This is a genomic window from Sulfuriroseicoccus oceanibius (assembly GCF_010681825.2).
Lineage (GTDB): Bacteria > Verrucomicrobiota > Verrucomicrobiia > Verrucomicrobiales > SLCJ01 > Sulfuriroseicoccus > Sulfuriroseicoccus oceanibius.
On sequence record NZ_CP066776.1, the window covers coordinates 542,373 to 554,626 of the forward strand.

At 58.0% G+C, this 12,254-nt stretch carries 7 protein-coding genes; 5 read left to right on the plus strand and 2 right to left on the minus strand.

All coding sequences use genetic code 11. The features are described from left to right. Nucleotides 1–8: 8 nt before the first annotated feature. From G3M56_RS02155 to G3M56_RS02170, 4 genes are all read left to right on the plus strand, one after another. The gene (locus G3M56_RS02155; RefSeq protein ID WP_164365183.1) at nt 9–968 is read left to right on the plus strand and encodes an ROK family protein; all 960 of its coding nucleotides are present in this window, start codon (nt 9–11) and stop codon (nt 966–968) included. Between the two features lie 163 nt (nt 969–1,131). Continuing rightward, nucleotides 1,132–7,086, plus strand: a complete 5,955-nt coding sequence (locus G3M56_RS02160) for a DUF6288 domain-containing protein (RefSeq protein WP_164365182.1) — start codon at nt 1,132–1,134, stop codon at nt 7,084–7,086. Between the two features lie 106 nt (nt 7,087–7,192). After that, nucleotides 7,193–8,209, plus strand: coding sequence for a class I SAM-dependent methyltransferase (locus G3M56_RS02165; RefSeq protein WP_164365181.1), 1,017 nt, complete (start codon nt 7,193–7,195; stop codon nt 8,207–8,209). An 81-nt stretch (nt 8,210–8,290) separates the two neighbouring features. Then, a complete protein-coding gene (locus G3M56_RS02170) occupies nt 8,291–8,998 on the plus strand; it encodes a pseudouridine synthase (RefSeq protein WP_164365180.1) in 708 nt (235 codons plus the stop codon). A gap of 509 nt (nt 8,999–9,507) precedes the next feature. Here G3M56_RS02170 and G3M56_RS02175 read toward each other — a convergent pair. Further along, nucleotides 9,508–10,458 (minus strand): IS110 family RNA-guided transposase, encoded by a 951-nt coding sequence (locus tag G3M56_RS02175; RefSeq protein WP_164365767.1) that lies wholly within the window; start codon nt 10,456–10,458, stop codon nt 9,508–9,510. Between the two features lie 216 nt (nt 10,459–10,674). On the opposite strand from G3M56_RS02175, the gene G3M56_RS02180 reads away from it, so the two are divergent. Next, on the plus strand, nt 10,675–11,412 hold the full coding sequence (locus G3M56_RS02180; RefSeq protein WP_164365688.1) for a hypothetical protein: 738 nt from the start codon (nt 10,675–10,677) through the stop codon (nt 11,410–11,412). Nucleotides 11,413–11,430: 18 nt separating this feature from the next. On the opposite strand, the gene G3M56_RS02185 is transcribed toward G3M56_RS02180, so the two are convergent. Then, nucleotides 11,431–12,114, minus strand: a complete 684-nt coding sequence (locus G3M56_RS02185) for a type IV pilus assembly protein FimV (RefSeq protein ID WP_164365689.1) — start codon at nt 12,112–12,114, stop codon at nt 11,431–11,433. Nucleotides 12,115–12,254: the final 140 nt, after the last annotated feature.

Here is a 12,254-nt window from a genome sequence, read left to right on the forward strand (position 1 = left end):
TGAGATTTATGCTTGCGATTGGAGTCGATTTTGGTGGGACCTCGGTAAAGGTCGGACTGTGCGATGGGGCCGAGGTGCTCGAAAAGATGCCGCGAATCCCAACCAAGGATTTTGGGTGTCGTGACGATCTGGTGGCTGCGATTGTTGGGCAGATCAAGGACCTGCAGGCGAGGCACGAGGGGGTTGTCGGGGTTGGCGCCGGTGTGCCGGGCAATGTGGACTACAAGCGTGGCCGCATTCACCAACTGACCAATGTGGAAGGCTGGGTGGATGTGCCGTTGCGCGAGCTTTTGGAGAAGAAGACCGGGCTGGTGGCGGCCGTGGACAATGACGCCAACTGCATGGCATATGCCGAATGGCGCGTCGGTGCCGGACGTGGGGCCAACGATATGGTGGCGATTACCATGGGAACCGGGATCGGCGGGGGCTTGGTGCTCGATGGTAAGTTTTTCCGCGGTGCTGCGTGTGTGGCGGGTGAGGTTGGTCAGATGTCGTTGGATTATCGAGGCCGCGTCGGTGTGTATGGAAACAAAGGGTGCACCGAGAAATACATCGGCAACCAGCAGCTCAAGGAGTTTGCGTACAGTCGCTACCAGACCAAGGCGAGGCGTGACGGCAAACCGGGGCCGAGTGAGGCGGACTGTGAGCCGCGACGCGTGGCAGAAGCGGCCAATGCCGGCGACCCTGTGGCGATTGAGATTTGGGAAGAGGTGGCGGAGATGCTGGCCACGACATTGTGCAATGTCTGTTGGCTGGTGAACCCGAGCCGGATTGTGATTGGCGGCGGAGTGGCTGGTGCCGGGGAGTTGTTGTTCAGTCCGCTGCGGGCTCACATGAAAGAGCAGCTCTCCGATACGCATTATCGGTCGATGCGGATTGTGCCGGCGAAGTTTGGCAATGACGCGGGCATGATTGGTGCGGCAATGCAGGCAGCGGACCGGTGGGAAGAGAAGCAGGCGAAGGCATGATTTGCCTTCATTTGGATTTTTGTAAGAGATTGTCGCTTAGCTCCCTGTGATTGGTAATACAGGTTAACATTTCTCTAAAATATGATTGTTCTCATCTAATGTTTCGGATGAAACATGCGTTGCTGAATGGTTTCCCGCCCCTCAGTGTACAACGCAGCATTCGATGAAATCCCTCCGCACCTTTGTCTCTGTAGTTTCTGCATTTTGTTTAGCCTGTAGTGGCTTGGTTCAGGCAGATCAGTCCTCACTTGGCCCGATTGGCGGGAAGTTCCAGCATCAGGATGGAACGAATTATTTGAAGGTGGAGCGAGTGACCTCCGGTGGACCTGGTGATTTGGCCGGACTGCAGGTGGGCGATTTCATCTATGCGGTGAATGGCGAGGATCTTGGGGTGTTGTCGCCCAACTCGGTGGACGGCTGGAAGGGCTCGGTGATTGATTTTTCCGAGGCAATCGAACGGGCGGAATCAGGGAATGGTACGTTGCCGGTGACGGTGCTGCGTCCGGGAGTGGGCAAGGTGGATTTGACCATTCAGTTGAATGCCGCGGGGGCATTTGGTCCTGCTTATCCGCTTGGGAGTCCGAAGTACGATGTGGGGTATCAGTGGGCGTGTGAGCAGTTGCATGCGCAGGTGACTGCGGCGGCGAACGTTGGGGTGAACTACAACACAGGACTTAATGGATTGATCCTGCTTTCCCATCCGAACTGGAACGACACGACGGGTGACAAGCCGTACCGCACGTCGATCGACCGCTTGAAGGATGCGGCGGTGACCTACCTGAATGAGATTATTGTAGACCCTGTGGAGTCGACCAACCTCGACGGCACGCCAAATGACGGGTCGGCGGAGGACAGCGATCCGAATGACCAGAACCACGTTGGAGTCGGGCTGGAGAACTGGCAGATTTCGACGGCCGCGATGTTCCTGGCCGAGTATCGCTTGAAGACCGGTGACACGGCGGTGGATGCGACCTTGCAGCGTGCGGCGGATGCGCTGGCCAACCGCGTGCAGGAATATGAGCAGCCGCCCTATGACGCACAGGTCGGAGTTACCAAGGTCGGCCTGATGGGGCACGGTGGAGTCACTGGCGACTACCCTCACGTGAGTTATGCGGGAATTAATATTGTGAACGCTCACGCATTGTCCGCGCTGGCGATGCTCAAGGGGGCTGGAGCGAACGTGGATCATTCGCAGTTCATGAACTGCTGGCAGCGGATGAAAGAGTGCACCAACGTGAGCGGCGGTGCGGACGATGGAAACGTCGGTTATGCCTGGAGGCAAGGGGGATACGACTCGACCGGACGTACGGCTGGGGCGGTTTTCGGGATGAAAAACTACGGTGGTATCAGTGCCGACGACCAGACCTTTGTGGATCGTCAGGAGGACTATCTGTTGCGTCAGTGGCAGCGCTTCCAGCACTGCCATGCTTACACCGTGGGCGGTGTGGTTTTGTATCAGTTCGCGATGCCGTACATGAGTGACCGCGAGCAGCGTTTCCTGATGGAGAACATGAAGTACTTCTACCAGCTGCACCGCAATGCATCGGGTACGTTGGATTACTTCGGCGGGCGTGAGAACAATGGCGGCGATGGATATCTCAACCTCAACAGCGTGGCGATTATCAACTACGCCATGGCTTACGCGGTGCAAAGCGGCAACTTGGAGAGCTTCCCCAAGCCGAACACAAACCGTCTGCACGCCGATTTCAAGGCGCCGACGCTGACTTGGCCGACTGTCGATGCGCGGGCCGGTGCGGTGAATGGTAACTCGGCGACGTTCAACGTGGACATTACCGACTATGTGGGATCGGTGCTGAATGCCGAGGATTACACGGCGACGTGGACCCATGTTTCCGGCCCGGCTACGGCCACATTTTCCGATGCCGCCATGGCATCGACAACGGTGAACTTCCCGACATCCGGGACATACCGCATTCAGCTTCAGGTCGAAGCGAATGGGTACACATTGACCGAACCAATCGACCTCGAAGTTTCGACGCTGACTCCGCCGGATGGCTACGTCATGGGCAGCGCGAACTACCGCGTGTACACGAATATCGGAGGGCTGGCACTGAGCGATCTGACGAGCAATGCAAAGTATCCGGATTCGCCGGATATTGCGACTACCGTGACCTCGCTTGAGGGGACGCATGGGGGCGATAACTATGGGTCGCGGATCCAAGGGTACATCGTGCCGCCGGTGACAGGGGATTACACTTTCCACATTGCGGGGGATGATGCGAGCCAGTTCAAGTTTGGTAGCTCTGAGGCCACTGCGACGGTCATCTGCTCGTCGAGTGATTGGACCGACCGATACCAGTGGAATAAATACGGCTCGCAAACATCCGCAACCCAGTCTCTGACCGCGGGCGTGCCGTACTTCTTCGAGGTCTTGCACAAAGAGGGTGGTGGCGGCGACCACGTGGCGGTGGCTTGGACCCAGCCGGGTGCCTCGACCCCCGAGGTGATTCCGGGGCGCAATCTGGCGGTTCCTGAGAGTACCGGACTGACGATTATTTCCCAGCCGGAGGATCAATCGGCCGCTGCTGGTGGCGATGTGACCTTCAATGTGGTGGCCGAGGGTGCTGGTCCATTCCTTTACGAGTGGACCTTGAATGGCACCTCCTACTGGCCGGTGAGCAGCGACTCTTCACTGACATTGACCAACATTGGTGCGGGATCCGCCGGGGTCTATCGCTGCCGCGTATTGAACCCGGAAGGTACGGTGGTGAGTGATGCCGCGACCTTGACGGTGACCGGTGTGGGAACGCTGACTCAGGGGGGCTTGTGGCGTGAGGTTTACGAAGGCATCGGGGGGGGGAGCATCACCGACCTGACGACGAACCAGGCATTCCCTAAGTTCCCGAGCTCCGGGGGTGTGATCACGGAAGCTGCCGCACCAAGTGAAGTGGGCGGTAACTACGGCCAGCGTTGGACTGGTTGGGTGAAGCCGGATGTGACGGGTGATTATACCTTCTACATTGCCTCGGATGACTCATCGGAGCTGTGGCTTTCCACAGACGAGAGTGCAGAGAACAAAGAAAAGATCGCATACAAGTACGGCTATACTTCGGAGAAGAACTGGAGTGGTGGCGGGGTGTCCGCTGCAATTCCTCTGGTGGCGGGTAACCGCTACTACATCGAAGTGCGCCACAAAGAGGGCGGAGGCGCCGACCACTGCGCGGTGACATGGCGGAAGCCGGGGGATCCTGCCCCGACCAATGGCGTGGGTTCTATTCCCGGTCAGTATCTTGAGTACCTCACCGGCGGTGTACATGAGGCTGTGGTCGAGCTCCAGCTCAACCGCGTACTGCCACAGGCAGAGACCGTGCGGATCCGCCCGGGTGTCGGTCTGGCGCTTGAGTGCTCGGTGAACTCCGTGTTGCGCAACTCGGCGACCGTCGCGTGGACGCAGGAAGCAGGTCCTGGCACCGTGACATTTGATGCGCCGGGTGAGTTGGCAACGGGTGCCACGTTCTCTGCTGAGGGGACCTATGTGGTGCGTTGTACCGTCGACAACGGCGGCATCCCCGTGAGCCAGGAGGTTTCCGTGGTGGTGAGTTCCGAGCCGGTGCAAACTTGGCAGAGTGTCAGTGTGGCCGAGCCTACAGCTGGTAGTGGCACCGTCAATGCGGACGGGTCCATCACGGTTGTCGGCAGCGGCAATGATATCTACTTCCGCGAGGACGAGTGTCATTTGTTCTCCCAGAACCTGACCGGCGACTTCGACGTGCGCGCTCGATTGGCAAGCAAGTCCTTGACCACTAGATTCGGTCAGCACGCGGCGCTGATGGCGCGGGAATCCGCCGCATCGGGCGCACGCCATGCATCGTTGAGCCATGAGCGCGACACCAAGGTCGCGTTCCAATACCGGACCGAGCTCAGTGGTAATACTACGTGGAAATCGACTCCGGCTTCCTTGCCTCCGGTTTGGTTGCGTCTGGTGCGCAGTGGGGGCGATCCAACAACCGGTACAGCGGGCCAGACCTTCACCGGGTATTATTCTACCGACAGTGGAGCTACGTGGAGTCAGGCATATTCAGTGACATACACGAATCCAATGCCCGAGACCTTGATGGTAGGGTTTGCGGTGTCGTCCAATGGATCCTCGCTGAACGAAGCGGTTTTCGACAACATCAGTGGCTTCCAGTTGGCAAGGGATTTTGGCCCTGAAGTGGAGGCGGGCGACGCGCTATCGTTGGGTGCTGGAGATTTGGCAACGCTGGCGGGAACGGCTACCGACGATGGGCAACCGCTCACGCCGGGCACCGTGACCACGACTTGGACGCAGTTCTCTGGTCCTGGTGATGTGACCTTCGGGGATGCGGCGGTCGTTGGCACCACGGCATCGTTCAGCATGCCGGGTACCTATGAGTTGCGCCTCTTGGCGACCGATGGCGTGACCACCACGTTCGATGACGTGACCGTGACGGTTGCTCCGGATTGGAGCACCCCGCCGACTCTCGCCGATGTTACGTTCTCCGTGGCGGAGGATGCGGCGATCGGTGCGGAAGTGGGAACCGTGAGCGGATCTGACAGCGACATCGGAGATACGCTGACCTATGCGATCACCGCGGGCAATGCGGGCGGTGCATTTGCTCTGGACGCCTCCTCCGGCGTGCTGACCGTGGCGTCGGCCTTGGATCATGAGACCACTCCATCGTATGCGTTGACCGTCAGTGTGACGGATGCGGATGAGAATGTGACTACCGCCGCGGTGACGGTCAATGTGACCAATGCCTATGAATCGCCAACTGCTGCCAACGATGCGCTGGCTCTTCAGGCCGGAAGCAATGGAGGGGCGGTGAACATCATCGACAACGATGCGGTGGACGGTGCTCAATCGCTGGAAATGCTCGGCTTCGTGACCACGCCTGTGGCTTACGATGCGGGGACCACCGGAACACCGCCAAGCCCAGCCAGTGCCGCTGGCGGCGGATGGACGCAGATTGAGACCGAGGATGGAAACCCTGCGACTGGATCCGTCACTGCGGTGGCATCCGCCGATGACAATGGCAGCGGATTGGATGCCTGGTTGGTCACCGACAACACAACAGCCGGCAGCCAGTGGGCCCAGTACCGCAAGGCGCCATCCGATGCCGAGATTGCCTTGGGCAACACGAATGGCTGGATGTTGGAAACCAAGCTGCGCTTTGTCGATGACTTCAATGCCGAAGGCTCGACCCAGGTCGAGTATGGCAATGGCTCGAAGCGCTTCCTGGTTTTCTACGACCTCGATGACAACGACGACCTGACCGCGAAGTTGTTTGGCACGGGGGGAGGAACCTACACGCTGACCAGTGGAGGAACCGGTACCCAGAACTTCCACGACATTGTGGTGCTCTATGATCCGGCAACCCAGACCGCATCGTTTGTGGTCGACGGTGTGCGCTTCGACGGTGGCTCGTGGAGCGGTCAGGGTAGTGGTGCCAAGGGCGTGGAGTGGGGCAACGAGTCGTCCGGCGGCCAGGGCAGCGCTGCGTTCCACACGGTGAAGTGGAGCTATTTCGACATGCCGATCACATTGGGAAGTGGAGCGGTCGTTAGCTACAACTCGGGTGAGGTGAACTTCGACCCGAATGGCGGCTACGATTCGCTGCCGCTCGGTGAAGAGTTGGTCGAAACCGTGCGCTACGCCATCACCGACGGTGCCGGGCAGGTCGCAGTCGGATCGCTCAACGTCACCATCACCGGTGAGAACCCGGATGCGGATGCCGACACACTCAATGATGCGTGGGAGGTCGTTCACTTCGGCAACACAGGGGTCGTGGTGGGGACAGATGACCACGATGGCGATGGCCAGAATACGTATTCCGAGATGGTCTTCGGGGGCAACCCGAACGCACCGGATGCGCCGCCGGTGCAGGGACGCATCGTCGACTCTGCGGGTACGTCTGTGTTTGAGTTCAAGTTCCGCCGACCGAAGAACCACAGCGATCTGGGTGTGACGTACCAAGTGCAGTCGTCAACCAGCTTGCTGGGTGGGGATTGGGTTGATGACAACACGGCAGTGGCCTCGGTGATCGATGACGGATCCAACGAATGGATCGTGATCGAGCTGCCGGTGGCGACGGACCAGCGTAGGTTTTACCGCGTGGATGCGGTGACCGCGCCGTAAGCCTCTATTACATTTCCCTCAACACAGCGACCGCTTGACCGGAGAGCATCCGGGCAGGCGGTCATTTTTTGTGGAGCGTGCGTGCTGGTGGGGCTATGGGTGGTTCGTGAGCAACCCTGTAGCAGATACCCTGATGCTGGCCTTTTCCGCCGAGGGCGGGCTGGCGGTTCCCGAGCGTGCCTTGGTGATTGGAGCCGAGCCTGTTGGCCGGATGATCACTTGGCCTGATGTGGTCGGCTGGCAGCCGTTGAAGACAAAAGCCGAGGCGTGGAAGCGTGCTGGGTTCGAGTTGATCGAAGACCTGGGCGACGAACGCTGGCCGCTGGTAGTGGTATTGCCGGGTAAATCGAAGGATGAAACCCTCGCGTGGTTTGCCCTGGCTCGCGACCATTTGGCACCTGGCGGGACGCTCGTCGTCGCCATGCCCAACACAGCTGGAGCCGGACGGTTTGAAAAGACGCTGCGCCAGGCGACTCGCGAAACGCGTGCCATTACGAAAAACAAATGCCGCACGTTCATCGCCACGGATGATGGCTCGTGGGACGAGTCGGTTATCGATCAATGGCGTGCTGACGGCCTGCGACGCACGCTTCCCGGCACCGACTATGTCGTGGATCCAGGGGTTTTCAGCGCCAAGGGAGTGGATCCAGGCTCCGCGTTTTTGATGGAGCATTTGCCTCACACGATCCGCGGCAAGGTGGCGGATCTGGGAGCGGGATGGGGTTATCTCTCGGCTGAGGTACTCAAGCGCTTCCCCGATGTGAACCGCGTCGATTTGTTCGAAGTCGATTCACGGGCACTCGACTGTGCCAGGGCGAATGTGGCACCCGTCGCAGATGGGCGCGACGTGCGTTTCCTGTGGCAGGACGTGACGCTCGGAATCAAAGGACGTTACGACACGATCGTGATGAACCCGCCATTTCATACAGGCCAAACCAAGGACCTCAGCCTCGGGCTCGCGTTCCTCAAGGTGGCTGCCGATTCCTTGGTCAAGCGGGGCAAGTTGTTCATTGTGGCCAACCGCCAGCTGCCATATGAAGCAGCGCTCAACGAGACACGCCTGCCGTGGTCTATCGTCGCCGAGAACCCGACCTACAAGATTTTGCTCATGGAGAACAAGTAGGTCGGCGAGCCGGATCGCGATTCTTTATCCGCCTCCGAAAATACCATCCTGCCAATCCTGAAATCTGTGGGAAAGTAAGCGATGAAGCTCGTCAAACTACTCGCCAACCTCGGCTACGGATCGCGCAAGGAAGTCCAACGAATGATCCGCGACGGACTGGTCACCGATGGTGATGGCACCACGCTAGCCGTGAAGTCGCCTGTACCCGACGAGGTGCGCGTGGCCGGCGAGCCGCTCGATCCACCGGCTCCGTTGTTCATTGTCCTTAACAAACCGGTGGGCTACACCTGCAGCACGGACGACCTCGGTGAAACGGTCTACGACCTTTTGCCTCCGCGCTATGAGTTCCGCAACCCGATCCTCAGTTCGGTCGGGCGTCTCGACAAAGATACCAGCGGAATGCTCCTGATGACTGACGACGGCAAACTGCTGCACAAGATCAGTCACCCTAAAAACGCTTGTGGGAAGACCTATCACGCCCTCCTTGATCGTCCGTTGAAGGGGACGGAGAGGGCCACCTTCAGGGCTGGCACTTTGATGTTGGAGTCTGAAAACAAGCCGTTGTTGCCGGCGGAGCTCGAGGTGCTGGGAGAGAAGGAAGTGCGCATCACCCTTCATGAGGGGCGCTACCACCAGGTGCGCCGCATGTTCGCCGCCGTGGGCAACCACGTCACAGACCTGAAGCGCGTGGCAATTGGAGGATTCACCTTGCCCGAGGATCTTGCCGAAGGCGATTGGCGTCCGGTGACCGATGCCGAGCGCGACGCGATATTTGGAGGAGTTTGCTAGGGTTCGGCGTTCAGTTTGTCAGTTCCTTGGCTGCCCGCTGAATGGCTTACTTGAGAAGGATCTCTCAAGGGAGGCGAGGAGTGGTAGTTGTGTTCATGAAATGAACCCGGATCAAATCCCAATGGCTTTAGCCTTGGGGGGCTAGGCACGTCATCCAAAGTCCCACCCTGAAGGGGAGGGAGGGCGTGAATGCTGGGAATAACGTTGTCTGTATTTTGTAGCTCGTTAGATTGAGCTGTGGCTCAATTCGATTAGTAAAGCGTATGACATACAAGTTTATATCGTTTCTTGTGGGGCTCGCCATCACCGCTGGATCGCTGTTATCTCAAGCGGATCAGAATGGCGATGAGTTAGTCATGGCGGAGAGAATCGAGAAGGAGGAGGGGGGGGATAGTCGTCGCAGATTTGAAGACGCACGGGAGCAGCTCAAAAAGGACTACAACACACCGATTGATTTCTGGGGCAAGGTTGTCGACCGAGAGGGTGCTCCGCTTTCAGCAACTCTGTTTCTAATTTTGTTTTATCGGCTCGAAATTGGGGTCGGAAAGAAGGCGGTTTACGAGTCTGACAAGCTTTCGGATCACGGCGGTGATGGCGACATGATGAGGTTTTCCTTTGGCGATCAGACGGCCATAAAATTCCTTCAAAATCGGGTTGTGGTTCGTGGCGCATAGAGCAGGCATGTAGAGGCTGCGCCGGAGTAAATGCCTTCCTCCGCGGACGTGCCTCTTGCCGCTATGAGTGCCGGTGTCTTTGTTGAATGGCGCAACTCCAACTAAAGCCGAAGCCTGGTTGTCGGTGATTGCGCCCAGTTCTGGCATTTCAGACAAGAAGACCGTGGATGCAGCCAGACCAAGTCCTTTGATCGACTCGATTTTGCGCTTCTTCTCACGCAGCACGGCGTCTTTCGCAATGAGTGTGTCGAGTTGCTTTTGGCAACGAGCAATCGCTCGCTCAAGGCTTTGGATTTGGGTCTTGAGCTCCTTCTTCACAAAGCTGTCGGTGACCTTTTGAAGGGCCGTTTTCTGAGCTGCAGCTTGGCGGGTGAAACGATCCTTAATCCTGGCGATCGCTGACATCTTCTCCTGCAGAGCTGTAGGTTTTACGCGGGATGCCGGGGTGATCGACTCTCCGAAGCGAGACAAGACCGTGGCATCCATCGCGTCAGTTTTCGCTGAGATTCCCATGGCCTCGGCAAATGCTCGTGCTCGCTTTGGATTAACCAGGCTGATGGGAATGTTTAGCTCCAATGCTTGAGCGAGGAGGCACTTTTCATAGCCACCGGTAGGCTCACAGATGATGTGGATTTCGTCCTGTTGTTTGGATAGCTTGAGGAGCTCCGATTTTACCTTTGATGGAGTGTTGGGAACGGTCCAGGAGCGCTTTGTTTTGGGGTGATAAAAGTCGAGTTTATCTTTGCTGACATCGACGCCGATATAGTGTTTGTTCTGAGTGTTCATCTGTATTTCAACCTTGGATCTACGAGCTCTCGGGCTCTTGCAACTCTACGAACTGCAGATGGATTTGAGGGAAACAGGCCTCCTTGCTGAAAGACGAGTTCAAGGACTCGAGGAGGAACGGAGTGACTGTTTCAGCGATCGAGGTGGGGGTGGCCACCCCCACCTTGATCAACCTCCGGTTTCGTATGAAACCGATGGAGCTAGGAATAGCTCAAATTGACCAACCAAGGAGTGGAGGCCAGGATGGTAGTGGATGAGTACGCGGGGCGTAAGGAGTATGTGACCCTTTCGGATCAAGACGGAAGGTTTGAGTTGTTGGGAAAAAAGGGTGCCAGAGTTCGCGTGAAAGTTTCTCTGTCAGGCTACGCTCCTACGACAGATGACAGGATTGGGACCAACGTATCGGCTCGGACCATCTATTATGCGCCGGAATCAAAACCGGCGCCTGCTTACGCCCCACCAACCAAGGACCATCCTCAGGTGTTTGTTTTGCGTAAGAGAAGCCCGGGAGCAAACCTCGGTTACGCCGAGTCCAGCCGAGTGCGCATCAAGAGATCAGGAGAGGCCAAAGAGATCGCCCTTGATGTGGAAGGTAAAAGGTTGGGGATCGACGTTCGGTGTTGGTCGGCAGCCCCAGTTCCCTTCTCTCACGATAAGTACGACTGGAGGGCGGAGATCCGGGTGGTGGAAGGGAAACTTCAACCGATCACAGAAGACGAACCGATAACCTCTCCCACAGAAGGCTACCTACCTGTTTTCTGCATCGAGTTGCCTAAGGATACGGAGGCGAACTGGCTGCGCAGTAGTCCTAGAGGAACCAGAGACTTTTGGGTGAAGTTTAACGACGGCACCTATGCCAAAGCAGAGATTGTAGTGAGGACCGGTCGAAAACACGAAGTGGATGTTGAGCTCTGGTACAATCTCGACGGGGACAATAATTTCGAGAGCGAGTGATTGCGGAAGGTGTCCCCCTCACACCTCATCATCGATCAGCAGTGTCTTCATCATGAGTTCGCCTTTCTTCCATGCGGCGGGCCATTGCTTCTCTGGGGCCTCGAAGAAGTAGAAGTAGAGCGTGTCGGTCTTCGGGTTGATGACGAAGAGGTGGTGCATGACGATGCCGCCCTCGGCGTCGGATACGCGCAGGCGGAGGCCGAGCGATTTGAACGGTCCGCGGGCCTTTTCCCACGATTCGAGGACTTTGCCTTTGGAGGCGGCGGTGCGGCGGTAGTCGGTCGCCCACTTGAGCGCGTCTTTACCCAAGGTTTCCTTGGCCTTGAGGAAGACATTCAATGAGAGGCCGGTGTCGAACGACGGGTTGTCGTCGTCGATTTCGCTTTTGGTGATGAAATAGGCGAGCGACTCGTCGCTGGGGTGGGCTTTGGTGTGCCAGCCCTCGGGCACGAGTATGGCGCCCTTGAGCTCCGGGATGCGCCACCATGAGAAGCCGGGGTGCTCGGGCAGTTCGAGTTCCTCCGTCGGAGCGGGGGACTCGGATGCCGGCGCGGGATCGGCCGGTGTGGGATCGGCCGGTGTGGGATCGGCCGGTGTGGTGGGTGCCTCGGGTTCGGTTGGCGGGTCGCTGGATACGGGTTCCTGGGCGTTCAAGGTGAACGCGGTGACCATCAGCAGGGCGCAGGTGGGAAAGAGATTCATCGCATCATCCCATTACGCCTGGTGGGGCGGTTGATGACGCGATGCTTATACCAAATGAACGGCCACCTTGGCGGAACCGATGGGAATTGGATTGGTGGGAGATGGTGTGAGGAGAGTGATCTTGGCGGGATCTTTTTGAT